Here is a 25,563-nt window from a genome sequence, read left to right on the forward strand (position 1 = left end):
TCAGGTGGTCGTGCAGGTGAGGTTCGTCGGCGGGTTGTTCGTGCCGCCGGCCGTGCCGATGAAGCCGAACGTGGTGGAACCGCCGGCCGGCAGGGATCCGTTGTAGTCGACGTTGCGTACCGTCACGTTCGCGCCGTTCTGGGTGTGCGTGCCGCTCCAGATCTGGTTGATCACCTGACCGTTCGGGAACGTCCAGGACACCGTCCAGCCACGGATCGCGGTGGCGCCGGCGGTCACCGTGACCTCGGCCTGGAGGCCGCCGGACCAGGAGCCGGTGATCGCGTACGTGGCACGCGCGCCGGACGGCGCCGGCGAGCTGGTGGTCGGGGTCGGAGTCGGGGTCGGAGTCGGTGACGGCGTGGACGTCGGCGTCGCCGTCGGCGACTGTGTCACGCCCGGCCGGGCCGCCCGGTAGGTGTGGCCGGCGCGGACGGTGAGCGCGACGACGTCGGACTCCGGCCGGGTGGTGGCGGGCGTGCTGCCGTCGGTGACGTCGGTGAGGGTGAAGCTGCCGGTGAACAGCCGGGACCGCAGTCGCAGCGTGCCGTCGCGGTCGGCGCGGACGCTGATCTCATCGGCCTGGCTGTTGCTCCAGGCCAGCGCCACCGTGTAGCCGCCCCGGCCGCGCAGTCCCGCGACCTGGCCGGCGGGCCAGGCGCTGGGGAGCGCGGGCAGCAGGTGCAGCTCGCCGGTGTGGCTGTGCAGCAGCATCTCGGCGATGCCCGAGGTGGCGCCGAAGTTGCCGTCGATCTGGAACGGCGGGTGCAGGTCGAACATGTTCGGCGCGAGCCGGTCGGTGCGTACCAGGTCGCGCAGGAGCTTGTGGGCGCGGGCGCCGTCCTCCAGCCGAGCCCAGAAGTTGATCTTCCAGGCGAGGGACCAGCCGGTCCCGTCGTCGCCGCGCAGCTCCAGCGTCTTACGGGCGGCCTCGTACAGCGCCGGGGTGCCCCGCCTGGTGATCTGGTTGCCGGGATGCAGCCCGTACAGGTGCGAGACGTGCCGGTGGGTGCGCTCGGTCTCCACCCAGTCGGCGAGCCACTCCTGCACGTTGCCCCGGGAGCCGACGCGGCTCGGCGGCAGCCGGTCCTTGGCCGTGCGCACCTGGGACCGGAACGTGGTGTCGACGCCGAGCACCTCGCTGGCCCGGGCCGCGGCGTCGAACAGGTCACGCAGGATCTGGTTGTCCATCGTGGGGCCGGCACAGACGCTGGCGTTCGTGTGGTGGGCCAGCTCCGGTGAGTTCGACGGGTTCGTCACCAGGTAGCCGAGCGTCGGGTGGGCGACAAGGGTGTCGAGGAAGAACTGGGCGGCGCCCTTGAGAGCCGGGTAGTTGGCCTGCAGGAATCCGAGGTCACCGGTGAACAGGTAGTGGTCCCAGATGAGCGTGCTCAGCCAGGCCCCACCGGTCTGCCACATGCCCCAGAACGCGCCGTCCACGACCGACGCGCCCCGCCAGGCGTCGGTGTTGTGGTGGGTGACCCAGCCGCCGGCGCCGTACTGCGCCTGGGCGACCCGCGCGCCGGTGACCGTGAGGTCCTTGACCATGTCGAAGACCGGCAGGAAGCACTCGGACAGGTTCGTGGTGTCGGCCGGCCAGTAGTTCATCGGCAGGTTGGCGTTGACCGTGTACTTCGAGTCCCAGGACGGCGTCAGCGAGTCGTTCCAGATGCCCTGGAGGTTCGCCGGCTGGGTGCCCGGGCGCGACGAGGAGATCAGCAGGTACCGCCCGAACTGGAACAGCAGCGCGGCGAACTGCGGGTCGTTGGTGCTCGCGTGCTGCGCGATCCGTACGTCGGTGGGCTGGTCGGCGGCGGCGGTGCGGCCCAGGTCGATCGTGACCCGGTCGAACAGCGCCTGGTAGTCGGCGCGGTGGCGGCTGCGGAGCTGGTCGACGCCCACGCTCCTGGCGGCGTTCAGCCGGTTGCGGGCGATGCCCTGGTAGTCGCCGTTGACGGTGCGGTAGTTGACGTAGCTGGTGCCGATCGAGATCAGGACCGTCACGCTGGTCGCGCCGGACACCCGCAGCGTGCCGCCGGAGCTGCTGACCGTGCCACCGGTGACGGCGGCGTTGGCCAGGGCGAGGAACCGCACCGAGCCGTTTACCCCCTCCATCGAACCGGAGATGCCGTCGAGCGCGACGGTCGCGCCGTCCGGGCTGGACACGGTGGTCCGCTGCGGGCTGTCGAAGGCGGCGGAGAACGTGATCGCGTTCGCCCGGTCGGCGGTCAGCCGAAGCACTATCACCTGGTCGGGGGCGCTGGCGAACACCTCCCGCTGGTGCCGTACACCGTTGAGCACATACGTGGTGGTGACGGTGGCGGTGGTGAGGTCGAGCGTCCGGTTGTACTGCGTCGCCCCGCTCGCCGATCCGAAGGAGAGCCGGAGGTCGCCGACGGTCTGGTAGGCGAGCTGACCGCCGGGGCTGCCCATCATGGTCTGGTTGATCAGGTCCTGGGCCGAGGTCCACTGGTCGGCGAAGACGCGGCGGCGGATCTCGGCCAGGTTGGCCGCGCCCCGGGTGTTCGCCGAGTCGTACGGGCCACCGGCCCAGACGGTGTCCTCGTTGAGCTGGAGCCGTTCGGTGTCCATGTTGCCGAACACCATCGCGCCGAGCCGGCCGTTGCCGATCGGAAGGGCGCGCAGCCAGTCGGTGCCGGCCGGTTCGTCGTACCAGAGCGCCAGGTCGTTCGCGGCGAGCACCTGCGCCGGCGCCGCCGAGCCGGCGCGGGCGGCGGCGCTCCAGGCGGCCGGCACCAGCGCGGCGCCGGCGCCTGCCGCTGTGGCCTTGATGACGTTTCGTCGTGTCACTTCAGACATGGTTCTTCTCCCAACCACGCGGATCAGTGGCGGGCCCGGGCGCGTGAACCAATCCTGTTATCGCTAACAGAAATGCCTCATGCGCCCGGACGCCGTTTCCTGCCACTCCGCGCCCAGAACTCCCGACCGGGCGACACGTGAGCCAACATGGACTCTCATGGATGAAGTGACACCGCGTCAAGGGGTGTTACCGCTAACAGGGAGGATCCGTGCTGCACCCGACGGGCCGAGCGTGGCGCCGGAGCGGCCGGCCGGCCCACGCGGGTCACGTGCACGATCCGCTCCGGCGCCACGTCCAGCAGCGTCCCGAGCGCGTCCCGGGTGTCGGCCACGTCGACGAGCTGACTGAGCGGGTGCGCGGCCAGTCCGGCCCTGTGCAACGTCAGCCACGCCCGCATCAGCACCCGTCCGAACTCGACCTGCCCGGCCGCGTCCAGGTCCGGCGGCGCGATCAGCGCCAGCACCCCGCCGCCACGCGCGAGCGGATCGTCACCGGCGGCGAGCAGGCGCGGCAGCCCCAGGGGGCGCAACGCCGGGTACGCCGCGAGCGCCGCCCGCAGCCCGGTGGCCGCCGCCCGGCCCAGCCCGAGGCAGCTGTCACTGAGCCCGTCGCTCCGGTAGCGCGGGCACGCCCGGTCCAGGCGCAGCCAGCGGCGCAGCTCCGCGACCACCGCCGGCTCGGCGTACACCCGCCGGTCGGCAGTGCGCAGCAGCGCGCGCAGCCGCCCGGCCGCCGGCACGACGCGGGCCGCGCCACCGGCCCGCCGGACGACCGCGTCCACCGCCGCGACCACGTCGGCGTCCGGGCCGCCGGTGAACCGGCCCCGGTGGGTACGCCGGTCCCGCACGTCGGCGGCGCGGAACGGCGTCCGGTACGGCTGCCGCGCCGGTCGCAGCCGCCCCACCCGCCGGTCCGCCTCGTCGTGGTCGGCGGCCCAGTCCAGCCGCAGCCCCGCGTCGGCGGCGACGATCAGGCAGGTCTCCACGAACGCGCCCAGCGACAGCCGCAGGTCCCGGCCGGTCGGGTCCCCCGCCGGCAGCGCGTCGGCCGGGTCCCAGCCGACGGTGACCGCCCAGTGCTCGTAGCGCAGCCGCCACGGCTGCGTGTTGTGGGCGCTCGGGGCCCGCCAGCACAGCGGCTCCAGCGCGCGGAACGCGGCGAGGTCCATGCTCACCGCTCCTTGGCGTAGAACGTGTAGCCGTGCAGCGGGCGTCCGCCCAGGCGCCGGTACTGGGCGGCCGACGCCGGGTTGTCGCGCCCGACGTACGTGCTGCGCAGCGCCGTGTAGCCACCGGCGTGCAGGTTGCGGTGCAGGTGCTCGGACAGCAGCCGCTGGTAGCCGCGCCCCTGGAACTGCGGCACCACGCCCTTGACGATCAGCACCGCCTCCCGCCGGTACCGGCGCCGGGTGGCCAGCAGCCGCAGCTGGTTGACCGGGTTCAGGTCGCCGCGCACAGCTACCAGGAAGTCGCTGATGTCCGGTACGCAGAGCACGAACGCCACCGGACGCCCGTCGCGGGTCAGGTAGAGCAACAGCGACTCGTCCAGCAGGTACGCCAGCCCGTCGGTCTGCCGCCGCAGCTGCGCCGCCGAGATCGGCGTGTAGTAGCCGAGCTGGGCGAAGGAGTCGTTGAGCATCCCGCGCAGCAGGTCGAGCTGCGCGTCGAGCCGCCGGGTGTCTCCCCTGTGCAGTTCCAGCCGCGCGCCGTCCGGCTGGACGCCGAGCGCGGGCGGCGGTCCGGCCGGTGGCGGCACCGGGCAGATCCAGGTGTCGGAGACGAACCGGCTGGTGAACCCGTTCTCCTCGTAGGCATCCGGGTAGTGCGGCGGGTTCCACGCGCTGTCCACGAAGCCCCGGTCGGCGTACCCGGCGGTGATCACTCCGCCGGCCTGGTTGGGCAGCAGCGCCACCGGCCCGAACAGCAGGTCCCGGCCGGGCATGGCGTGCGCGGTGATCGCGTCGAACAGCGGCCGGTCGGCGGACGGGGTGAACTCGGTGAGCCCGAACAGCTGGCACCGGCGGCCCAGCTTGGCGTCGAGGTCCGCGTCGGTGTGCAGCGTGGTCCGCCCGACCACCGCGCCGGTGGCGTCGCGCAGCACGTACATCGGCACGCCGTCGCGCCACCAGCGGCGGACCTGCTGCCGGGGCGTCGGCACGTACCGGGGCTCGTCGGCGTACAGCCGGTCGGTGAGGGTGAGGAAGTCGCGCAGGCCGCGCCGGCCGGTCACGCGCTCGAACCGGTGGCCGGTCACCGGCGCACCGCCGGTCCGGTCGTCTCCGCGCCCAGCGGCGTGAACTGCTCGATGTGGCCCATCGCGCCGTCCTCGGCCCGCCACGCGCCGTTGGAGTAGCCGTCCGGCGAGGCGGTGTAGAGCCGGATGAACCCGGCGGTGGCGTTACGGGTGCCGTCGGTCAGCCACATCATCAGCTTGCGGTGGTGCCGGGTCCGGGCGAAGCGCAGCAGCGCGTCGCGGTCGGTGAAGAACGCGATGGTGCCGAGCGTCAGCGGGAACTGCCAGTAGACGGTGTGCCAGCAGTAGCCGGACATCCGGCGCATGTCGCGCACCATCCGGATCCAATCCGGGGCCAGGCGCAGCAGCACCAGCGGGTTCGCGTACCGGGTGCCGCCGATGAACATGGCGCCGGCGCGGGCCTGGGCCGGGGCGCGGGAGAAGTCACGGGTACGCATCGCTCACCTCACCAGGTAGACGTTCTTCAGCTTTTCCATGCCGGCGAACGGGCCGCCGCCCGGTTCGTGCAGCTCCACGCGCAGGTCACCGGCGGTCGGGTCCTCCACCAGGGACTGCGCGAAGTCCCGCGACACCGAGGTCAGGTGCGCGCGTACCCCGTCGCGGCAGGCGCCGGCGAGCGCCGCGCGTGCCGCGGCGTCCAGCGGGCGGCGCAGCTCGACGTGGATCACCGGCCGGGTCTCCAGCTCGGCGTCCTCCTGCAACGCCAGGCAGAACCGGCTGATCTCGGCGGCATACGGGTTGCCGGTGTAGAGGCCGTACTCCACGTCCTGCGGGTAGAGGTTCGCGCCCAGGTAGGACACCGTGGAGTCGCTGCGGCCGAACAACAGCAGCAGCGGCAGCGTCATCCGCTCCTCGGACACCGCGGTACGGAACTCGGCGCGGCGCACCGGGTCGGCGTGCGCCAACTCCACGATCCGCCGGTACGGCACCAGCAACGCCTCGTCACCGACGTTGTAGCGCAGCCGGGGCTGGAGCACGTGCGGGCCGGTCACCGTGCAGAGCAGCTCCCGCCGCTCGTTGGTCTCCAGGTAGGTGGCGAACGGGTTGTACTGGAACACCATCGGCAGCCGTTGCTCGTCGCGGCCGAGCAGTTCCGCGCGCAGTCCCGCGTCGGTGCGCAGCCGCCGCCGCAGCCAGACCGTGAACCGGGTCTCCGCGCCGACGCCGATGGTCAGGTCCGACGCCCCGTACGCCGAGCGCACCCGTACGAACCGCTGCTCCAGGTAGTCGCGCAGCGCCTCGGTCATCCCCTCGCCGCCGCAACTGGCGAAGATCCGGTACCGCGACCATTGAAAGCCCTCGGCGTCGAGGCGGTCCCGCAGGTGCTTGAGGAACGGCGGGTACGCGGTCACCAGGTAGTCGTGACCGGGGCCGAACTCGCGCAGCGTGTCGACGATCTTCCCCAGGTCCGGGCCGGTGTTCTTCACCGTCGCGATCCGGGCCATCGCCGCGCCGGTGGTGGTGCCGGTCGCCCAGGCGCCCATCGAGTACGCGTTGATGACGAACGGGCGGCGCATCGGGAACGCCAGCCCGGTGTACCCGGCGATGTCCCGGTGCACCGCCAGCAGCTCCCGCTCGCCGCGCGGCCAGTTGAACGGCCGCCCGGACGAGCCGGCCGACTCGTCGACCACCACTCCCCGCTCCGGCATCCGCCCGTCCCGGCAGCGGGCCGAGGAGTCGTACGCCATCACGTACCCGCGCTTGTCGGTCTCCGGGAAGTCCCGCAGCCGGCGGCGCAGGCCGCCCGGGCGGGCCCGCAGGAACGCCTGGTAGGCGGGCACCCGGCGGGCGGCCCGTACGCAGGTCGACCGCGCGTTCGCGGCGGCGAGCCGGTCCAGGACCGGGTGGTGGCGCCGGGCCAGCCAGCGCCAGCCGGCGGGGTGGTGGGCGATGAGCCGGGCCAGCGCGGCGACCGCGCGGCCGGCGGGGGCCAGCGCGGCCTCGGCGGGCAGCGGCATGTCGACGGTACGTGCAGCGGCGTGTCGGTGCAGCGTCTCGGCCATGACAAGAATCCTGTCGACGCCGCGACGCCGGCACATGAGCGACGAGACGGTACTGCGCTGAGTACCCGTACCCAGTCGCAAGGCCACCCGGGCTGGCCACGCTCAGTCACGATGGCGACACTCACCTGGTGTGTCGTCCCTGGTCCGGTGACACTTCGCCCATGACAGACGGCAGGCGTGAGCGCGCGAACGAGCGCTTCGAGAAGGTGGCCGAGGAGACCTCGGAGACAGTGACCCACGCGGCCACGGTGCTGGAGGAGGAACTCGCGGCGGGGCTGGCCGGCGCCCGGCGGCTCGAGGAGAAGCTGACCGAGAGCCGGCGCGTGGACCCGGAGGCGTTCGACGAACTCGTCGCCCGGTTCCGCACCGACGGGCACGCCCTCATCGACACCGTGGTCGGGCAGCTGAAGATGGCCGACGACCAGCGCGGTGAGGTGATCCGGCGCTACACCTCGGACGCGCACGACGCGCTGGACACCGTACTCAATCTGGCGCGGCTGGCCCCCGAGGTGGCCAACGGGCTCGCGGACCGGCTGGCGTCGCCGGCCCCGAAGCGGCCGACGGACCGGTAGCGGCGCGATGGCGCCGACCGCCGGGGTGGCCGGCGGGCACGTGGAACGGATGTTGGAGCGCTATCGCGGGCTCGCCCTCGGCGCGCTGCTCGACGACGTGCCCGGCGGCGGCCCGCGCTACCTCTACGACCTGGTCGCGGAGTATCCGCGCCGGTGGGGCAAGGGGCTGCGCGCCGCGCTGTGCCTGGCGACGTGCCGGGCGTTCGGCGGCGGCGACGCGGTGGGCCTCAACGCCGCGGTGACTGTGGAGCTGTTCCACAACGCCTTCCTCATCCACGACGACATCCAGGACTCCAGCGAACAGCGGCGCGGCGGGCAGACGCTGCACGCCGAGTACGGCGTCGGCGTGGCGCTGAACGTCGGCAACATGACGAACCTGCTGGCGTTGCGGCGGCTGGCCGCGAACCGGGCGGCGCTCGGCTCCGGGATCGCCTGGCGGCTGTTCACCGAGACCGAGCTGATGATGCGCCACTCGCTGGAGGGGCAGGCGATCGAGATCGGCTGGATCCGCGACAACGTGTGCGACCTCGACGCCGACGACTACTACCGGATGTGCTTGAAGAAGACGTCCTGGTACACCTGCATCTACCCGTGTCGCACCGGCGTCCTCGTGGCGACCGGCCGGGAGAACGCGGTCGACGTGCTGGACCGGTACGGCTGGTACCTGGGCGCGGCGTTCCAGATCCAGGACGACGCGCTGAACCTCACCGGCGACTACGCCCGGTACGGCAAGGAGATCGCCGGTGACCTGTGGGAGGGCAAACGCACGCTGATCCTGATCGACTTCATGCGGCGGTGCACACCGGAGGAACGCGAACGGCTCGTGCGGCTGCTGAGCCGTACCCGCGCGCAGCGCACCGACGCCGAGGTGCGCTGGCTGCACGGGCGGCTGCTCGCGTACGACTGTGTGGAGTCGGCGCGGCGCAGCGCCCGGGATCTCGCGCTGGCAGCGCGGCGTGAGGGTGAGCGGGCGCTGGGCGCCGCCGCCGACACCGAGGACGGCCGTTTCCTGCTGGAGCTGACCGACTACGTGGTGGAACGCGCCCGTTAGCCGCCCAGGACCCCGCGCAGCCAGGTGAGCTGTTCGCGCTGGTGCGACGCCTCGCCGCCCTCGTGGTCGTTGAACTCGTACACCCGCACGTCCTTGTCGCCGCCGTAGCGGTGGTAGGCGGCGAAGCAGGTCGTCGGCAACGACCTGCTGGTCCAGCTGACCGAGGCGTTCTGGCAGGTGCCGGCCATCGTCGCGCCCACCCTGCGCACCGAGCCGGAGGACCGGGTGATCACCGCCCAGCGGCACCAGGCCATCGTGGCCACCCTCACCGCCGGGGACGCGGCGGCGCTGCGCTCGGCCATCGCCGAGCACTACGCGCCCATCCGGGCGAGCATCGCCCGCGCCGCGCAGCCCTGACCCGCCGGGGGCCTGTCGTTCGAGCCTGATCGAAGTCCTCTGTCCCGGGGCGCGCCCCGTGCCGAAGCTGTCTGGTGACGGGCGCGTCGGGCGCCCCGGACGGCCGAGGTGGGTGTCATGGCGGACGTGTCGCGACGGGTGCGGTCACTGTGGTACGCCGTCGCGGTCCCGGCCGTCCTCGCGGCCGCGGTCGCCGGGGCGATGGGCGCGGGCCGGGACACCCCACCGCCGCCCGACGAGCGCGGCGCGGCCGCACCGCCTGCCGCGAGCGCGCCGGCCCTGTCCGCCCCACCCCCGTCCGCCCCGGCCACGGAGGTGCTGTACGCCGCCACGCAGCTGCTGATCCGCGACTGCATGCAGCATCGCGGGTTCCGCTACTGGCCGGTGCCCCGGCGCCCGGTGCCGGAGCTGCGTGAGTTCCCGTACGTCCTCGACGACGTGTCCTACGCCCGCCGCCACGGATACGGCGGCGTCCTGGAACGCCGGCTCCAGGAGGCGATGGCAGCCGACCCGAACGCGCGGTACGTCCGCGAGCTGCCGCCGGAGCGCGGCGCCGCCGCCGTACGCGCGGTGAACGGCGACCCCGGCGAGCCGGACGCCCTGCGCGCGACGATGCCGGCCGGCGGCGTGCTGCGCCGCAGCAGTCACAGTTGCACCTCGGAGGCGGAGCGCCGGCTCTATCTCGACCTGCCCGGCTGGTACCGCGCCGTCAAAATCACCGACAACCTCGCCGGGCTGCGCGTCGGCCGGGTGCTCGCCGATCCCCGCTACGCCGACGGCGTGACGGCGTGGCGGCGGTGCATGCGCGCCGCCGGGCACGACGTCGCCGACCCGGCCGCGGCCCGCGCGTCGGTGCCCGAACCGGCGTCCGGCTCCGTCGCGGCCGGCGAGGTCGGGCTGGCGGTGAGCGAGGCGACCTGCGCCACGCGCACCGGCCTCGGGCGGCTCGCCCGGCAGCTCGACGCCGAGCACCGCCGCGCCGTCGAACGGCGGTTCCGCACCGAGGTGGCCGATCGGCTGCGCCTCGAAACCGCCGCGCTGCCGCGGGCCCGCGCCGCGCTGGCCGCCGGCTGACCCACCCCACGACGTCCGTGGCGGACCGCCACGGCAGGACCCGACCGGAGGAAAACCCATGAGAGCAGTACGTGCCGTGCTGGCCACAGTGGTCGCGGCGGCAGCCGCGCTGGCCTTCACCACCACCGCCGCCCAGGCAGCGCCCCGGCCGACCCCGCACGCCGACACCCAGCGCGCGGCGGCCGGCAGCGGCTACCTGTACGTCAGCCAGGACGCCTACTGGTCGGGCCGGTGGTGCTGGTGGTACAACGCCGACACCAACTGGGACACGATCAACGTCGCCGAGAACGCCAACTGCGACAACAACAACAGGGCCAGCATGCGCAACCTGGCGTCCTCGGCGTGGAACGACTCGAACGGCGGCCGCCCGGTCGCCCTCTACATCCACACCAACTACACCGGCGCGTACGCCTGCCTCGGCGCGGGTGACGCGTGGGACGACCTCACCGGGGCCTGGTTCACCTGGGGCTCCAACCGCGACGGCTACATGGCGAACACGAACGACAACATCGCCTCCCACCGGTGGCGGACGAGCTGCAGCGCCGGCTGAGACCACGACCACGAGGGGCGGCAGCCGTCCGGCTGCCGCCCCGCCCGGCTGCCCGGGGTTCAGCTACAGCGATGTACGTCAATGTCATGGATGAGACTGAGCGCGGCGGGCCACCTCGGAACACTGAGCGTCATGGGGACGCTACGCATCCACTTCACGGCCGGGGACCTCAGCCGCACACGGCTGGCGACCCGGCCCGATCCACTGTGGGAGATCGTCTGCAGCCTGCACCGCCTGCAGACCCGCGCCGGGTACGCGGGTTACGACCGCTGGCACCGGCAGGTGCGCGCGGATCTGCAACGAGCCGGCCTGGTCCCGGCGGTGCGTGAGCGACTGCTGCCCGTCGCGCCCCGCAAGCGGTACTTCCCGGACTTCCTGACGCCCAGCCTGGTCACCGACCTCGACGACGGGATCGACCGGATGCTCGGCACCCCGACCCGGCGGATCCGCACCGAGATGGGCCGGATGGTGACCCCGCTCGGCGGCGCCTGGCTGGGCGGCCTGGCCGCCGGCCGGCTCGCCGCCCTGCACGGCCTCGGCGACGCGCTGCGCGCCTACTTCCGGGTCGCCGTCGCTCCGCACTGGACGGACATCGTCTCCGCCGTCTCCGGCGACCGGGCCCTGCGCGGGGCCCGGGTGCTCGACACCGGCGCCGGGCAGATCCTCGACGACCTGAGCCCGGAGGCGCGCTGGGATCCGCCGGTGCTGTCCGTGAGCGGCTACCCGGAGGACCGGGACATGCACCTCGACGGTCGCGGGATCACGTTGGTCCCCTCGTACTTCTGCTGGCACACGCCGATCACGTTGGCCGATCCCGACCTGCCCCCGACGCTCGTCTACCCGGCCCGGCGGCAGCGACCGGACCCGGCGACCGGGAGCCCGCAACGCCGGCTCGGCCCGCTGCTCGGCCACACCCGCGTGGCCGTCCTGCGCGCCGCCGCGGGCGGCGCGACCACCGGCGAGCTGGCCCGGCGGGCCAGCATCTCGCCGGCCACCACCAGCCATCACACCACGATCCTGCGCGAGGCCGGGCTGATCACCAGCCAGCGGCACGGCAACCTCGTGCTGCACCGGCTCACCGCGATGGGCGAAGCGCTGCTCGGCGAGACGCCCGGGCACGACCGCTGACGGCTCCCCGAGCCGGACTCGAGGCGTCGACCGGAGCCGATCCTTGACGACCTCACGCCGTCGTCGGTGGACAGCCGCACGGCTGGGTGAAGGGCGCCTGACCGCCGTGTCCCGCCCGGACAGCGGCGTCCGGGCGGGGCACGGTCAGCGCTGCCAGCGCACCACGCCGCCGACCACGGTCAGCGCCACCGTCAGGTCGCGCAGCTCCGCCGGTTCCACCCGGTACGGGTCGGTGGGCAGCGCGATGAAGTCGGCGAGCATGCCGGGGCGCAGCCGGCCCTTCAGGTGCTCCTCGTAGGAGGCGTACGCGCCGGCCTCGGTGAAGCAGCGCAGCGCCGTGTCCAGGTCGAGCCGCTCGTGCGGGTCCACGCCGCCGGGCGGGACGCCGTCGGGCTGCTGGCGGGTCACCGCGGCGTGGATGCCGAAGAACGGGTCGGGGTCCTCCACCGGGGCGTCCGATCCGAACGCCACGACGGCCCCGGCGTCGAGCAGGCTGCGCCAGGCGTACGAGGCGAGGCCCCGGCCGGCGAGCATCCGGCTGGTCAGCGGGATGTCGCTGGTGCAGTGGGTGGGCTGCATCGAGGCGATCACGCCGCAGCGGGCGAGCAACGGCACGTCGTCCGGCAGCAGGTGCTGGGTGTGCTCGATCCGGTGTCGCAGCCGCGCCGCCGGGCCGGGCCCCGCCGAGTCGCGCCAGCGCGCGTACGCCCGCAGCACCATCCGGTTCGCCGCGTCGCCGATGGCGTGCGCCGCCACCGCGATGCCGGCCCCGGCGGCAGTGGCCACAAGCCGCTCGAACTCCTCGGCCGGGGTGACAGCGATGCCGTGGTAGCCGGGCTCGCCGTCGTACGGCTCGGTCATCAGGCAGGTGTGCGAGCCGAGCGCGCCGTCGGTGAAGATCTTCACCGGTCCGGTGCTCAGCCACCGGTCCCCGTCCCCGGTGGCCCAGCCGCTGTCGATCGCCTCGTCCAGCGCCGTGGCGGGGATCGTCTTGTGCACCCGCAGCGGCAGCTCACCCCGGGCGTACAGCGTCTCGTAGGCGGCGCGGGCGTCCTGCCCGTCCAGGTCGTGGATGCCGGTCAGCCCGGCGGCGAGCAGCCGGGGCAGGTGGGCGCGCAACTGGGCGACCAGGTCACCGGCGTGCGGGGAACGCACCACCGCGTATGCCGCGTCGGCCGCCGCCTCGCGCAGGATGCCGGTCGGCTCGCCGTGCTCGTCGCGCGCGATCTGCCCGCCGGGCGGGTCGGGGGTGGCCGCGTCGATGCCGAGGCGGGCCAGTGCCGCGGTGTTCACCCAGATGGTGTGGCCGTCGATGCTGGGCAGCGCGGCCGGGCGGTCCGGGCAGACCCGGTCCAGGTCGGTACGGCTCGGCTGCACCGGCCGGGTCCACCTGTTGCTGTCCCACCCGCCGCCGAGCAGCCAGGCGTCCGGCGGCAGCGTGGTGGCGTGCCGCGCGATCCGGGCCAGCGCCTCGTCGAGGCTCGCCGTGCCGCGCTGGTCCACCTGGTCCAGCCCGCGCACGTAGGACGCGGCGTGGATGTGACTGTCGATCAGCCCGGGCAGCACCGCCATCCCGTCGAGGTCGACCCGGCGCGCGCCGCCGCCGGCCCGGTCCCGGCACTCGGCGAGGTCGCCGACGGCGACGATCCGCTCGCCGCGGACCAGCATCGCCTCGGCGTACGGGCGGGCCGGGTCGAGCGTGTGGATACGGGCGTTCTCGTAGACCGTGCCGCTCATGGGGCTCCCTGCCTCGGCGCTCGCGCGCGGTCTCAGGACGTGCGGGCCGGCGACGTCTCCTGCGGCTCACCGGCCCGGTCCGCCCGGATCCGGTCGATGTCACCGGACAGCTCGTCGGTGATCAGCAGGTCCCGCCGGATGTCGTCGTGCGGGTACGCGGTCCGCCCGACCATGTGCGCGGCGACCGGGGCGGTGGCGAGCTGGAACAGGCCCACCAGGACCAGCGTGGTGATGTCCACCCCGGTACGCAGCCGCAACGCGCAGCCGAGCAGCACCAGCAGCAGCCCGAGCACCTGCGGCTTGGCCGCCGCGTGCATCCGCGACAGCACGTCCGGGAAGCGGATCAGCGCGATGCCGGCGGCCAGACAGAGCAGGGCGCCCGCGATCAGGCAGACGCCGGCGACGGTGTCCAGGATCGTGTCGAGCGTCATTTCGGGTTTCTCCGGGACGCGAAGCGGGCGACGCTCACCGAGCCGACGAACCCGACGAGGGCGAGGACCACGAGCACCGGCAGCGCGGTGGCATCCCGGCTGTAGGCGGCCTCGGTGGCGATGGCCGCGACCGCGACGGCGAGCAGCACGTCGGTGGCCACGGCCCGGTCGAGGATCGACGGCCCACGGATGATGCGGACGAGGGTGAGCCCACCGGCCGCGACGAGCAGCGCGGTGACGATCACGGCGACGACGGTCACGTCGGTGCTCCTTCCAGCTCGACCGACCCGGACGGGCCGGTGGGTGCGGATCGACGGATCAGGTCCAGTTCCTCGGCCGAGCCGACGGCGGCGACGATGCGCCCCTCCAGTTCCAGCACGTCGCGCCGGAAGCGCTCCACCTCGTCGAGGCTGCGGATGCCGATGACGTGCACGTAGAGCGTGCCGGTGTTCCGGTCGGCCTCCAGGATCAGGCTGCCCGGCACCAGCGACAGGGCCTCGGCGTTGAGGGTGAGGTTGAGGTCGGTGTTCACCCGCAGCGGCACCGCGATGATCGCCGAGTGCGGGTGTTTGGACCGGACGGCCAGCCAGGCGATCTGGACGGACGCCACCACCAGGTCGCGCAGGAAGCGGGCCAGGAATCTCAGCAGCGGCACCGGCCGGATCCGGCCGGCGAACGTCACCGGGGGCAGCGGGAAGACCACGAGCAACACAGCGGCGACCACCAGTCCGCTGATCACGTTCGCCCAGCTGAAGGTGCCCCACAGCAGCACCCAGACGGTGACCAGGCCGGTCACGGCGATCGCGCGGTTGCGCCAGCGGTCGCGGGGGGTCAGCGGCGCTTTCGGCTGACTTGTCACGGCGGTCCCTCCGGGAACACGGCCTCCACGTACGGGGCTCGGCGCAGCAGGTCGTCGGCGGCGTCGGTGCTGATCTCGAACAGCGGCCCGGCCACCACTGTCAGCGCCAGACCGAGCACCACCAGGGCGGCGGTCGGCACCGTCATCAGCCGGGGCAGCACGGCCCCGGCCGGCGACGCGCCCTCGTGCGGCTGCTCGGCGCCGTCGGTCCGGGCCGCCCGGTCGGCGTCACCGGGCTCCGGCATGTCCGGGTGCGGCGCCCGCCAGAACGCCAGGTTCCACACCCGGGCGATGGCGTAGAGGGTGAGCAGGCTGGTCAGCAGTCCACCGCCGACGAGCACCCAGGCCAGGAACCCGCCGTCGTCCACCCCGGCCTGCACGAGCCCGAGCTTGCCGAGGAACCCGGAGAACGGTGGGATGCCGGCCAGGTTGAGCGCCGGTACGAAGAACAGCAGCGCCAGCAGTGGCGACAGCCGGGCCAGCCCGCCGAGACGATCCAGCGCGGTGCTGCCGCCGCGTCGTTCGACCAGGCCGGCGGCGAGGAACAGCGTGGTCTGGATGGTGATGTGGTGCACCACGTAGAAGATCGCCGCGGACAGGCCGAGCGGGGTGGTCAGGCCGACCCCGAACAGCATGTAGCCGATGTGGCTGACGAGCGTGAACGACAGCAGTCGTTTGATGTCCGACTGGGCCACCGCGCCCAGGATGCCGACCACCATGGTCAGCGCCGCTATCACCATGAGCAGGTCGGCGGTGCGGCCGCCGGGGAACAGCAGCGTCTCGGTGCGGATGATCGCGTACACGCCGACCTTGGTGAGCAGGCCCGCGAAGACCGCCGTCACCGGCGCGGGCGCGGTCGGGTAGCTGTCCGGCAGCCACGCCGACAGCGGGAACACCGCCGCCTTGATCCCGAACGCGAGCAGCAGCATGCCCTGCAGCACCAGGCGCATGTCGTCGGGCAGCGCGTCCAGGCGGTCGGCGAGCTGGGCCAGGTTCAGCGTGCCGGTGGCCGAGTAGACCAGGCCGATCGCCACCAGGAAGATCAACGACGAGAGCAGGCTGACCACGACGTACGTGGTGCCGGCCCGGATCCGCGTCTCGGTGCTGCCGAGCGTCAACAGCACGTAGCTGGCCACCAGCAGGATCTCGAAGCCGACGTAGAGGTTGAACAGGTCGCCGGAGAGGAAGGCGTTGCACACGCCGGCGGTCAGCACGAGATAGGTCGGGTGGTAGACCGACAGCGGCGTCTCCTCGTTGCCGTCGGCCATGCCCTGCCCGATGGAGTAGACGAGCACGCACAGGGTCACCGAGGCGGAGACCACGAGCATCAACGCGGCGAGCTGGTCGGCGACGAGCACGATGCCCATCGGCGCGACCCAGCCGCCCACCTCCACGACGAGCGGGCCGTCCAGCGACGACTGGACCAGGAGCAGTGCCGCCACGGCGACGGTGGCGGCGAGCACGATGATGCTGACCCAGCGCTGGGCGCGGGCCCGCCGGGCGAGCAGCAGCGTGAGGGCCGCGCCGAGCAGCGGCATCACCACCGGCAGCGGAACGAGCCAGGTCATCGGCCGCCCTCCGCCTCAGCCAGGACCCGCGCCTCGGGGCTGCCGTCGGCGGGGCCGCCGTCCGCGGTGTCGGCGTCGGAGGTGCCGGGGCCCTCGTCCCGGTCGGCGAGTTCCATGATCCGGCGGTCCTCGACGTCGTCCTGCACCTCGTCGTGGCCGTTGAGGTGCCAGCTGCGGTAGGCCAGGGCGAGCAGGAACGCGGTCATGCCGAGGGTGATGACGATCGCGGTCAGCACCATCGCCTGCGGCAGCGGGTCGGCCATGTCCTCCTGGTCGGTGGTGCCGACGATCGGCGGGCCGCCGGCCCGGCCACCGGTGAGCAGCAGCAGATTGGCGCCGTTGCCGAGCAGGATGACCCCCATCAGGACGCGGGTGAGGCTGCGTTCCAGCAGCAGCGTGACCCCGGTGGCGAACAGGACGCCGATCACCAGGATGTAGACCAGGTTGGGAATGTTCGGGCTCATACCAGCTCCTCTTCCCGTACGCCGGCCGGCTCGGTCTCCTGCTCGTCGTCCTCCTCCTGGCGGTCCATCTCGGCGCCCAGGCTGCGCAGGATGTCCAGCACCAGGCCGACCACGATGAGGTAGACGCCCACGTCGAAGAAGACGGACGTGACGAAGTGGACATGGCCCAGCAGCGGCAGGTGGAAGTCGAGCGTCGCGCTCTGCAGGAACTCGCCGCCCAGCAGCATCGCGGCGACGCCGGTGCCGACCGCCACGAACAGTCCCGCGCCGAGCACGAAACCGGCGTCCACCGGCGCGGCGCCGTTGAGTTCGGTACGCCCGCCCGCCAGGTACCGCACCGCGAGCCCGAGGCCGGCGACCAGCCCGGCGGCGAACCCGCCACCCGGCGCGTTGTGGCCGGAGAAGAGCAGGTAGATGGAGAACAGCAGGATGGCGTGGAAGAGCAGCCGGGTGACGACCTGGAGGATCACCGACTGCTGCCGGGACGTCGCGCCGCTGGTGAGCCAGCGCGGGCGCGACGACTGCTGCCGGCCGGCGCCGGGGATGCCGCTGCGCAGGTCCAGGGCGCGGGTGCCGCGGAAGATCAGGCTGGCCACACCGGTGGCGGCCACCACCAGCACGGCGATCTCGCCCATCGTGTCCCAGGCCCGGATGTCGACGAGCGTCACGTTGACCACGTTCTTGCCGCCGCCGTAGGACACGGCCTCGTCCGGGAAGTCGACCGAGATCGGCGTGGCCACCCGGCTGCCCGCCGCGACGTACGCCATGCCGGCGGTGACCACGCCGACGGCCACGCCGAGCGCGACGCGGAACTGCCGGGTGGCGCGGATCGGGCGGGCCGAGAACCGGCGCGGCAGGCGGCGCAGCACCAGCACGAACATCACGATCGTGACGGTCTCCACCAGGAACTGGGTGAGTGCCAGGTCCGGCGCGCCGTGCAGGATGAACAGCAGCGCCGTGCCGTAGCCGGTCACCCCGACCAGGATCATCGCGGTCAGCCGGCGGCGGGCGCGCGCGGCCACCAGCGCGGCGACCACGACGACAGCGCCCGCGACCGCCTGCAACGGCGTGTCCCACAGCTGGAACCGCTGCGCCCAGGGAATGCCGGCCAGCACCGCCCCACCCGGCAGGATCACCAGCACCAGCAGGATGACGCCGAGGTAGAACGGCAGCGATCCGCGCTGGGTGGCGCCGGTGAGCTCCACCGCCGCACGGTCGACGGCGCTCGCCAGCTTGTCGTAGCCGGTGGCGCCGTCGAACGGCAGCCGGGCGAGGTACGGGCGGCGGCGCTGCAGCAGCAGGAACAGCGCGACGCCGCCGGTGACGGCCAGCGCCGACAGGCCGAGGGCCGGCGTCAGGCCGTGCCAGAGCGCGAGGTGGTAGCCGGGGTCGGCGGTCGGGAACTGGTCGGCGTACGGGGCGAGGACCCGGTCCACCGCCGGGGCGGCAATCCCGACCACGAGGCCGGCGAGGGCGAGCACCGCCGCCGGGCCGAGGAAGGCCGGCTCGATCCGCTCGGGCCGGGTCTCGGGCACGTCGGGCTTGGCGGCGAACGCGCCCCAGAGGAAACGCAACGTGTACGCGACGGTGAGCGCCGAGCCGGCCACCACCCCGGCGAGCACCAGCAGCTCGACGGGCCCGCCGTGCAGGAACGCCTCCAGCGCCGCCTCTTTGGCCACGAAGCCGAACAGCGGCGGCAGGCCGGCCATGGAGGCGGCCGCGAGCCCGGCGACGGCCGCCAGCACCGGCGCGCGGCGGCCCAGCCCGCTGAGCTCGCGCAGGTCGCGGGTGCCGGTGACGTGGTCGACGACGCCGACGACGAGGAAGAGGGTGGCTTTGAACAGGGCGTGCGCCAGCAGCATCGCGGCGCCGGCCAGCGCGGTGTCGCGGGTGCCCGCGCCGAGGATCACCATGAGCAGGCCGAGCTGGCTGACCGTGCCGTACGCCAGCAGCAGCTTGAGGTCGACCTGCCGCAGCGCCGTCCAGCCGCCGAGGAACAGTGTGATCAGGCCGCCGCCGAGCAGGATGGCGCGCCACACGGTGGCCTGGCCGACCGCGGGGCCCATCAGCGCGGCCAGGAACACGCCCGCCTTGACCATGGCGGCCGCGTGCAGGTAGGCGCTGACCGGCGTGGGCGCGGCCATCGCGCGGGGCAGCCAGAAGCTGAACGGGAAGATCGCCGACTTGCTCGTCACGCCGAGCAGGACGAGCACCAGCGCGGCGGTGAGGTACCCGCCCTCCGGCAGGTTCCCGGCGATCTCGGACCACCGGTACGAGCCGGCGTGCTGACCGAGCATCACGAACCCGGCGAGCATCGCCAGGCCGCCCAGCGTGGTCACGAGCAGCGCCTGCATCGCGGCGCGCCGGCTGGCCCGCTTGGTGGGGTCGCTGCCGATCAGCAGGTACGAGAAGACGGTGGTCAGTTCCCAGAACACGTACAGCAGCAGCAGGTCGTCGGAGACCACCAGGCCGAGCATCGCGCCGGCGAACGCGACGAACACCGCGGCGAACCGGCCGAGGCTCGGGTCGTCGGAGTGGAAGTAGCGCGCGCTGTAGATCAGCACGAGGGCGCCGACGCCACCGACGAGCAGCACCAGCAGCCAGGACAGCGTGCCCATCCGCAGCGCGAGGTCGAGGCCGAGCTGCGGCACCCAGGTGACCGTCTCGACGACCGGCCGGCCCGAGCGCACCTGCCCGGTCCGGGTCAGAGCCCAGACCAGCGCCGCGGCGGGAACGGCGGCCAGCAGGTAGAGAGCGCGTCGACCGAGTAGGCGTACCAGCACGGGGGCGATCACGGCTGCGAGCGCATGGACCGCCACCAGAACCAGCACACACACTCCTCAAGATCGACGCCCGGTACGTCAACCCTAACTGGCGATTCGGCGAGACAAAATGTCGAGAGAATCACGCGCTCGTGTCGTGTCACCCGGGCCCGGCTCAGGGTAAGGAGTGAGGTTGGGTCTCGGCCGGTACGCCATCGCCGTCCGGCGGGTGCCCCCGATAGGGTGGTGGGCGTGCTGCCGATGCGAGCCGCCCTGGCGGGCACCACCGGGAACGCGGTGCTGATGGGTGTCGCCGAGGTCGGCACCCCGATCGGCTGGGTGCTGCTGCCCGGCCTGCTCGGCGTCTCGGCCCGGCCCCGGGCGGCGGCGCTGGTGTCGGCGTGGGCGGGCGTGCTGGTGGTGGCGTCGGTCCTCGTACCGGTGATCCCCGGTCATCGCACCGACCCGCAGGCGCTGCTCGCCTCCGCGGTCAGCCTGTCCGCGGTGCCCCTGCTGGCCTGGGCCCGCCGACGGACGCGGACCGCGTCGGTGACGCGCGCCGCCGGGCCGCCGGACGTCGCGGTCTTCACCGTGCCGGCCGGGCCGGGAAGCGCGGCGCTGGCGGTCTGCGGCTCGCCCGGTGAGATCGGCGCCGCCGTTCCGCTGCGCGGCGGCGGGCTCCTCGCCCTGATCGGCACGGTCACCGGCGCCGCGCTGGACACGCCCGCCGGACGGCGGGCGGTCGAGCAGACGTTCCGCCGGCACGCAGGGCCGGCAGCGTCGCCGCAGCGCCTCGCCGGCGTGCTCGACCAGGCGGTACGCGACCTCGCGCCGGCGGGTCACCTGCGCGCCACGATCGTGCGGGTGGACCGGTCCGGCGCGGTGGAGGCGGTGCGCTGCGGCTCGCCCGACCTGATCACCGTCAGCGGAGACCGGGCCGACCTCGCCGGGGTGCCGGCCGGGCCGGCGCTCGGGTCCACTCGACCGGCCGGGTCCACTGCCCGGGCCGGGTCCACTTCACCGGGCGGGGACGCGCCGCCGTCGCCGGTCACCGGCCGGCGGGTCGCCGTGGTCGGCGCCGCGTTCGCCGACGCGCACGGCGAGCGCTGGGTCCGCGTACTCGATCAGGTGGCGGCCGACCACGACCCGACGGGGGCGGCGCGGCGGCTGACCCGCGGTCCCCGGGGTGGGCGGCGGATCGGTCCGGCGCTCGTGGTCGACCCGGGCCCGCCGTCGCGGGCATGACACCGGGCGCGCCCGCCCCCGGACCGACCGCGCGGGCCGGTCGCGCCCGCCGGCTCCGGACCCCCGGCCTACGCTGGGCGCGGTGGGCCGGCGTCGGATGCCGGTCCGGCACGGGGAGACCGCGATGACCGACAACGTCCGCCGGCCGGCGCCGGCCGCGGGCGGCGAGGACGAGCAGTGGCTGGCCGAGGTGGCCCGCGAGGCGAGCGCCGACGCCGGTGGCGTACCTGTGGAACTGCTCGGCGACTACCTGCGGCTGCTGACCGACGCGGCGGTGACCGGCCGCCGTCCGCGCCGCGCCGAACTCGACGCGGTGGGCGCCCTCGGCCGGCGCGCGGCCGAGCAGGGGGTGTCCGCCGGACGCGCGGTACGCCTCTACCTGTCCGCGGCGCGGCGGGTGTGGCGGCAGCTTCCGCACCTGGACCGCTCCGACGACAGCGAGGCGGTCCGCGCCGCCGCCGACGCCGTGCTGCACGTGGTCGACACCGCCGTCGCCACGCTCGCCGAGGGCTACGCGGTGGCCCGGCGGGAACTGGTCCGGCGCGAGGAGTCGCTGCGCCGGGAACTCGTCGACGACCTGCTGCGCGGGGACTCCGACCTCGGCGGGCTGGTGGAACGGGCCGAGCCGTTCGGGCTGGACCTGGCCCGCGTACACCAGGTCGCGCTCGCCGCGCCCGGCCGCCGGCTGCCGGACACGGAGGCGGCGATCAGCGCGCTGGAACGGGCCGTCTTCGACCGGCTGGGCGACCGGGACGTCCTGGTGGCCACGAAGGAAGGGCTGCTCGTGGTGATCGCCCCGGCCGATCCGGTGGCCGGCGACCGGGGCCGCGGGCCGGCCGGGAATCTGGGCACGCTGATGCACGGCGAGCTGGACCGCCTGGTGCGGGGCCGGCCGTGGCAGGTGGCGGTGGGCCGCCCGCACCCCGGCGTGTACGGCATCGCCCGCTCCTACGAGGAGGCGCGGGAGGCGCTGACCACGGCGCGGCGGCTGCACTCCGACACGTCCGTGATCGACGCGCACGACCTGCTCATCTACCGCGTCCTGCTGCGCGACCAGCCCGCCATGGTCGACCTGGTCCGGGCGGTGCTGACACCGCTGGCCCAGGCGCGCGGCGGCGCCGAGCCACTGCTGGACACGCTGAACGAGTACTTCGCCTGCGGCGAGGTCGGCACCGAGGCGGCCCGCCGGCTGCACGTGTCCGTCCGCACCGTCACCTACCGGCTGGCCCGCGTGCGGGCGCTGAGCGGTTACGACCCCGCCGACACGCGGGACCGGTTCACACTGCACGCCGCCGTCCTCGGCGCGCGGGCGCTGGACTGGCCGCGCAAGCCGCTGCCGGCCTGACACCCGGGCCGTTGCCGCCGTGACGCTCAGGCGGGAACGGCGACCAGTTCCGGGAAGCCGAGCAGGTTCGCCAGGGCCGACGCCTCGTCGCGGGTGAGGCTGAGCGTCACCATGCGGTCCGGGTCGTCCGGGTCGTCGTGGACGACGTCGCGCCGGCCGCCGGTGTGGTAGTCGATCACTCCGATGCGGCGGCCCTCTTCGGTGGTCAGCGTGTGCCGGACCCCGATGCCGGGGAGGAACGTGCGTTCGATGATCACGGGAACCTCCTCACGTCAACCATAGCTCCGGGGGGTGCCCGGATCGGTTGTCCAGTGACCGGCAATCATTCGGCCCTTTGTTGGCCGGTGGCAGGCAATGCCGAGCGCGGCTTTCCGGGCGAAGCTGGAGGTCCCAGGCGGTACCCGAGCAGCGAGGAGGTGGTGACCATGACCCGCACGTCGATGGCTTCACCACCGGTGTTCGCCGGTTTCGGCGCGTCCCGGTCCGCGAGCGGCGACCAGCGGCGCGCCTGAGCCCTGGCCGCCGACGCCGTCGAGCGAATCCGGCGTCCGGCCCCGGCCCCCGGCCACACCCTTCCCCGCACCGTCCACCGCCCGGTTGGGCACCTGATCCGAAAGAGGTCGGTATGCCGCATCCCGTCACCACCGTCCGCTCTCCGGCGCGTACCGGTCTGCTGATCGGCCGCTCCCACACCACACGCCCGCCGGTGGCCGTCGACGCGGCGCCGATCGCCGTGGACCTCGGCAGCAGCCTGCTGCGGATCTGGCTGGGGCCGGGCCGGACGCTCAGCGTCCCGCTCGGTCACGGCCTGCGCAGCCCGGTCGTGCGGCGCGGGCGGATCGTGGACGGCCCGGCCTGTGTCACCGAGCTGCGACGCATCCTGCGTGACCACCGCGCGTCGGTGCCGGTCGGCGCGCTCGTGGTGGCCTGCCGGCCGGTGCTGGCCGCGCCGGCCGAGCAGGAGGCGACGCGCCGCGTGCTCGCCGCCGTCCTCGCGCCGTCCCGGCTGCTGTTCCTCGACAGCGTCCGGGCGGGCGCCATCGGCGCCGGCGCCGCCGCCGGCACCCTGCTGCTCGCCGACATCGGCGCGCAGCTCACCGAGGTGGCGTTGCTGGAGGACGGCCGCGTCGTGGCCGCCCGCCGCGCCGAGGTCGGCACCCGCGACCTGAACCACGCGACGACCGCCGGCATGCTCGCCGACGCCGCCGCGCGACTGGTCCGTGAGCTGCGCCAGGACCCGGCGTTGCGGCCCCTGGTCCGCACGGCTCTGGCCCGCGGCGTGATCGTCATCGGCGACGGCGCGACCCGGCCCGACGTGACCGCCCGCATGGTCGCGACACTCGGCGCCGCCGTCCACCGCGCCGCCTCACCCCGGACCGCCGCCCTGACCGGCGCCGGCATGGCCGCCATCTCGGCCCTGCGCCACCCGCACGACACCCAGCGCCGCCCGGAAAGGAGCGCCTGATCATGACGCACGCCCTGAACGACCGCACCGACACCCTGCGGGAACTGCTGGACCGGCAGTTCAACGAGTACACCGACCATCTCACCGAGCTGACGCTGCACACACGGCAGCCCGACCACGGCGGCCACGACCCGGACACCCTGCGCCGGCTGATCGAGGCCGCGCGCCAGGGCATCGCGGACACCGCCCAGGCGCTCAAGCGCATGTCCGAGGGCACGTACGGCGTCTGCGAGCGCTGCGGCCAGGACATCCCGACCGCCCGCCTGGAGATCCGCCCCTCGGCCCGCTTCTGCGTGCCGTGCCAGCAACGGCGCTGACACCGCACGGGGCTGTCGGCGCGGACGCCGGCCGGTAGCGTCGTCCCCATGGATGTGGACGACGTCGCCGGCCGGCTCGGCGTGCCCGCCGAGGAGATCGACAGGGTGCGCCGGCTCGCCGGCGACCGGCCGTCCGCGCCGCTGCCCGCCCGGGCGGACGCGCCCGCGCTGCTGGAGCGGCTCGCGGTCCGCCCCGACGACGCCGCCGAGATCATGGCGGCCTGGCCCGAGCCGGAGTCCCCACTGTGGACACCGGAGCTGCGCTGGCTGCTCGACCGCTCGATCGCCCTGGTCCGGGCCGACCTCGGCGGCTTCGGCTGGCTGCCGCCGGGCCCGTCGCTGCCCCGCGACCGGGGACCGGCCTGGCGGCACCTCTACGCCTACGCGTACCTGGCCCTGGTCGACGTCGTCCGGGCGTACCACGCCGACCACGGCGTGCCCGACGAGGTGTCCTGGGCGACGCTCGCCGACCTGGGCAACAACCTCGCCGTCGACCGGCGGATGCACGGTGAGGGCTGGCCGGTCATGCAGGCATGGCTGACGCTGCACGCGCGCGGCGGCCTCTACGAGCTGGGCCGCCTGCAGCACCAGCGCGGCGACACCGGGGCCGTCGACCTGCACATCCCCGACTCGGGGCCGCTGACCCCGGAGGCGGTCGACGCGTCGCTGGAGCGGGCCCGGGCGTTCTTCCCGCGCCACTTCCCCGACGAGAGCTACACCGCCTTCTCCTGCGGCTCCTGGCTGCTCGACCCGCAGCTGAGCGAATACCTGCCGGAAGACTCCAACATCGTCCGGTTCCAGCGGCGGTTCACGCTGGAGCCCTACCAGCAGATGGACGGGCTGGACGGCGACGTCGAGGTGCTGCGCTTCGTCTTCCGCAGCCTGAACACGCCGCTGGACCGGCTGCCCCGCCGCACCGCGCTGCAACGCGCCATCATCGACCACCTGCGGGCCGGCCGCCACTGGCAGTGGCGTCGCGGCCGCTTCCCGATGTAGTCACGTCCCGCGCCGGCCCGGCACCGGCGAGCCGCTCGCCAGCCAGTCGTCGAGGGCGGCCGGGTCGGTGAACAGCAGCACCGGCGGTCCGGCCGGGTCGGCCGCCCAGGCCCGCAGGCGCCGGCGCGCCCGGCCGAACCCGGTGACGTGCCAGACCACCACCGAGTCGAGGGACAGCACGCTCCCCCACGACTCCCGGTTGCCGTTGCAGATCTCCTCGCCGCTGGCCAACCGCTGCCGCGTACGCCGCAGCAGCCGCCGAAACGAGACCCCGCGCGGGTAGTCCAGCCCGATCACCAGGTCGGCGCGGTCGAGCACCACGTCCCGCCAGCCGTGGTAGGCGCCGTCGAGGATCCATCGGTCGCGCCGGCAGATCGCCTCGATCCGCCGCCGCTGCTCGGCGACCGGCACCTCCACCCAGCCCGGTTCCCACAGCAGGTCGTCGACCGGATACCAGGGCAGGTCGAAGCGCTGCGCCAGCCGTGCGGCAAGCGTCGACTTGCCGGACCCGTGGATCCCCTCGACCAGGATGCGGGCCGGGGCGGTCATGGCAGCAGCGTAGGCGCCG

26 protein-coding genes are annotated in these 25,563 nt (G+C 73.9%); 11 read left to right on the forward strand and 15 right to left on the reverse strand.

Annotation, left to right across the window (positions count from 1 at the left end):
* The 5 genes from AMK25_RS20210 to AMK25_RS20230 all read right to left on the reverse strand — a co-directional run bounded on the left by AMK25_RS20210 (nucleotide 1) and on the right by AMK25_RS20230 (nucleotide 7,074).
* Complete coding sequence (locus AMK25_RS20210) at nucleotides 1–2,817, reverse strand: glycosyl hydrolase family 95 catalytic domain-containing protein (protein WP_073829877.1); 2,817 nt, start codon at nucleotides 2,815–2,817, stop codon at nucleotides 1–3.
* 155 nt (nucleotides 2,818–2,972) lie between these two features.
* Nucleotides 2,973–3,986: a nitroreductase gene (locus AMK25_RS20215; RefSeq protein WP_073829878.1), complete on the reverse strand. Its 1,014-nt coding sequence runs from the start codon at nucleotides 3,984–3,986 to the stop codon at nucleotides 2,973–2,975.
* Between the two features lie 2 nt (nucleotides 3,987–3,988).
* Nucleotides 3,989–5,071, reverse strand: coding sequence for a hypothetical protein (locus tag AMK25_RS20220; protein WP_073829879.1), 1,083 nt, complete (start codon nucleotides 5,069–5,071; stop codon nucleotides 3,989–3,991).
* Complete coding sequence (locus AMK25_RS20225; protein ID WP_073829880.1) at nucleotides 5,068–5,508, reverse strand: DUF4188 domain-containing protein; 441 nt, start codon at nucleotides 5,506–5,508, stop codon at nucleotides 5,068–5,070. The genes AMK25_RS20220 and AMK25_RS20225 overlap by 4 nt, the downstream gene beginning before the upstream one ends.
* 3 nt (nucleotides 5,509–5,511) lie before the next feature.
* Nucleotides 5,512–7,074 (reverse strand): phenylacetate--CoA ligase family protein, encoded by a 1,563-nt coding sequence (locus tag AMK25_RS20230; protein ID WP_073829881.1) that lies wholly within the window; start codon nucleotides 7,072–7,074, stop codon nucleotides 5,512–5,514.
* Nucleotides 7,075–7,235: 161 nt separating this feature from the next.
* On the opposite strand from AMK25_RS20230, the gene AMK25_RS20235 reads away from it, so the two are divergent.
* Nucleotides 7,236–7,646 carry a hypothetical protein gene (locus tag AMK25_RS20235; protein ID WP_073829882.1) on the forward strand — a complete coding sequence of 137 codons (411 nt, stop codon included), beginning with the start codon at nucleotides 7,236–7,238 and terminating at the stop codon, nucleotides 7,644–7,646.
* Nucleotides 7,647–7,653: 7 nt separating this feature from the next.
* Entirely contained in the window at nucleotides 7,654–8,697 is a 1,044-nt protein-coding gene (locus AMK25_RS20240; protein ID WP_073829883.1) for a polyprenyl synthetase family protein, read from the forward strand.
* Here AMK25_RS20240 and AMK25_RS20245 read toward each other — a convergent pair.
* Nucleotides 8,694–8,885, reverse strand: coding sequence for an acetylxylan esterase (locus AMK25_RS20245; RefSeq protein WP_083664772.1), 192 nt, complete (start codon nucleotides 8,883–8,885; stop codon nucleotides 8,694–8,696). The two genes, AMK25_RS20240 and AMK25_RS20245, sit on opposite strands and share 4 nt — an antisense overlap.
* Between AMK25_RS20245 and AMK25_RS20250 the strand changes: the two genes are divergently transcribed.
* The 4 genes from AMK25_RS20250 (at nucleotide 8,875) to AMK25_RS20265 (ending at nucleotide 11,806) form a co-directional block, all read left to right on the forward strand.
* Entirely contained in the window at nucleotides 8,875–9,054 is a 180-nt protein-coding gene (locus tag AMK25_RS20250; protein ID WP_241826424.1) for an FCD domain-containing protein, read from the forward strand. The genes AMK25_RS20245 and AMK25_RS20250 overlap by 11 nt on opposite strands.
* 117 nt (nucleotides 9,055–9,171) lie before the next feature.
* Complete coding sequence (locus AMK25_RS20255) at nucleotides 9,172–10,128, forward strand: hypothetical protein (RefSeq protein WP_073829884.1); 957 nt, start codon at nucleotides 9,172–9,174, stop codon at nucleotides 10,126–10,128.
* A 58-nt stretch (nucleotides 10,129–10,186) separates the two neighbouring features.
* Nucleotides 10,187–10,678: a hypothetical protein gene (locus AMK25_RS20260; protein WP_073829885.1), complete on the forward strand. Its 492-nt coding sequence runs from the start codon at nucleotides 10,187–10,189 to the stop codon at nucleotides 10,676–10,678.
* Between the two features lie 132 nt (nucleotides 10,679–10,810).
* Entirely contained in the window at nucleotides 10,811–11,806 is a 996-nt protein-coding gene (locus AMK25_RS20265; RefSeq protein WP_073829886.1) for an ArsR/SmtB family transcription factor, read from the forward strand.
* Nucleotides 11,807–11,950: 144 nt separating this feature from the next.
* Here AMK25_RS20265 and AMK25_RS20270 read toward each other — a convergent pair whose 3' ends face one another.
* Genes AMK25_RS20270 through AMK25_RS20300 form a run of 7 tightly spaced genes read right to left on the reverse strand, consistent with a single transcriptional unit; the run spans nucleotide 11,951 to nucleotide 19,696 of the window.
* Nucleotides 11,951–13,543 carry an amidohydrolase gene (locus AMK25_RS20270; protein ID WP_073829887.1) on the reverse strand — a complete coding sequence of 531 codons (1,593 nt, stop codon included), beginning with the start codon at nucleotides 13,541–13,543 and terminating at the stop codon, nucleotides 11,951–11,953.
* Between the two features lie 32 nt (nucleotides 13,544–13,575).
* Nucleotides 13,576–13,974 (reverse strand): monovalent cation/H(+) antiporter subunit G, encoded by a 399-nt coding sequence (mnhG, locus tag AMK25_RS20275; RefSeq protein WP_073829888.1) that lies wholly within the window; start codon nucleotides 13,972–13,974, stop codon nucleotides 13,576–13,578.
* Nucleotides 13,971–14,234 carry a monovalent cation/H+ antiporter complex subunit F gene (locus AMK25_RS20280; RefSeq protein WP_073829889.1) on the reverse strand — a complete coding sequence of 88 codons (264 nt, stop codon included), beginning with the start codon at nucleotides 14,232–14,234 and terminating at the stop codon, nucleotides 13,971–13,973. The genes mnhG and AMK25_RS20280 overlap by 4 nt, the downstream gene beginning before the upstream one ends.
* On the reverse strand, nucleotides 14,231–14,833 hold the full coding sequence (locus AMK25_RS20285; RefSeq protein WP_073829890.1) for a Na+/H+ antiporter subunit E: 603 nt from the start codon (nucleotides 14,831–14,833) through the stop codon (nucleotides 14,231–14,233). The genes AMK25_RS20280 and AMK25_RS20285 overlap by 4 nt, the downstream gene beginning before the upstream one ends.
* A complete protein-coding gene (locus AMK25_RS20290) occupies nucleotides 14,830–16,401 on the reverse strand; it encodes a Na+/H+ antiporter subunit D (protein ID WP_073829891.1) in 1,572 nt (523 codons plus the stop codon). Before AMK25_RS20290 ends, AMK25_RS20285 begins: the two co-directional genes overlap by 4 nt.
* Complete coding sequence (locus tag AMK25_RS20295) at nucleotides 16,398–16,865, reverse strand: Na(+)/H(+) antiporter subunit C (RefSeq protein ID WP_073829892.1); 468 nt, start codon at nucleotides 16,863–16,865, stop codon at nucleotides 16,398–16,400. The genes AMK25_RS20290 and AMK25_RS20295 overlap by 4 nt, the downstream gene beginning before the upstream one ends.
* Nucleotides 16,862–19,696, reverse strand: a complete 2,835-nt coding sequence (locus tag AMK25_RS20300; protein WP_073829893.1) for a Na+/H+ antiporter subunit A — start codon at nucleotides 19,694–19,696, stop codon at nucleotides 16,862–16,864. Before AMK25_RS20300 ends, AMK25_RS20295 begins: the two co-directional genes overlap by 4 nt.
* 192 nt (nucleotides 19,697–19,888) lie before the next feature.
* On the opposite strand from AMK25_RS20300, the gene AMK25_RS20305 reads away from it, so the two are divergent.
* Both AMK25_RS20305 and AMK25_RS20310 read left to right on the forward strand, forming a co-directional pair.
* A complete protein-coding gene (locus AMK25_RS20305; protein ID WP_073830066.1) occupies nucleotides 19,889–20,872 on the forward strand; it encodes a SpoIIE family protein phosphatase in 984 nt (327 codons plus the stop codon).
* 124 nt (nucleotides 20,873–20,996) lie between these two features.
* Entirely contained in the window at nucleotides 20,997–22,217 is a 1,221-nt protein-coding gene (locus AMK25_RS20310; protein ID WP_073830067.1) for a PucR family transcriptional regulator, read from the forward strand.
* Between the two features lie 26 nt (nucleotides 22,218–22,243).
* Here AMK25_RS20310 and AMK25_RS20315 read toward each other — a convergent pair whose 3' ends face one another.
* Complete coding sequence (locus AMK25_RS20315) at nucleotides 22,244–22,474, reverse strand: potassium transporter TrkA (protein WP_073829894.1); 231 nt, start codon at nucleotides 22,472–22,474, stop codon at nucleotides 22,244–22,246.
* A gap of 368 nt (nucleotides 22,475–22,842) precedes the next feature.
* On the opposite strand from AMK25_RS20315, the gene AMK25_RS20320 reads away from it, so the two are divergent.
* From AMK25_RS20320 to AMK25_RS20330, 3 genes are read left to right on the forward strand one after another with little or no spacing between them, the layout of a single operon-like run.
* Nucleotides 22,843–23,682, forward strand: coding sequence for a rod shape-determining protein (locus AMK25_RS20320; protein WP_073829895.1), 840 nt, complete (start codon nucleotides 22,843–22,845; stop codon nucleotides 23,680–23,682).
* A 2-nt stretch (nucleotides 23,683–23,684) separates the two neighbouring features.
* A complete protein-coding gene (locus tag AMK25_RS20325; RefSeq protein WP_073829896.1) occupies nucleotides 23,685–23,999 on the forward strand; it encodes a TraR/DksA family transcriptional regulator in 315 nt (104 codons plus the stop codon).
* Nucleotides 24,000–24,047: 48 nt separating this feature from the next.
* The gene (locus tag AMK25_RS20330; protein ID WP_073829897.1) at nucleotides 24,048–24,995 is read left to right on the forward strand and encodes an acyltransferase domain-containing protein; all 948 of its coding nucleotides are present in this window, start codon (nucleotides 24,048–24,050) and stop codon (nucleotides 24,993–24,995) included.
* On the opposite strand, the gene AMK25_RS20335 is transcribed toward AMK25_RS20330, so the two are convergent.
* Complete coding sequence (locus tag AMK25_RS20335) at nucleotides 24,996–25,544, reverse strand: adenylate kinase (RefSeq protein WP_073829898.1); 549 nt, start codon at nucleotides 25,542–25,544, stop codon at nucleotides 24,996–24,998.
* Nucleotides 25,545–25,563 lie beyond the last annotated feature (19 nt).

Origin of the sequence: Micromonospora sp. TSRI0369 (assembly GCF_001905625.1) — a bacterium.
In the GTDB taxonomy this organism is placed as follows: domain Bacteria; phylum Actinomycetota; class Actinomycetes; order Mycobacteriales; family Micromonosporaceae; genus Micromonospora; species Micromonospora echinospora_A.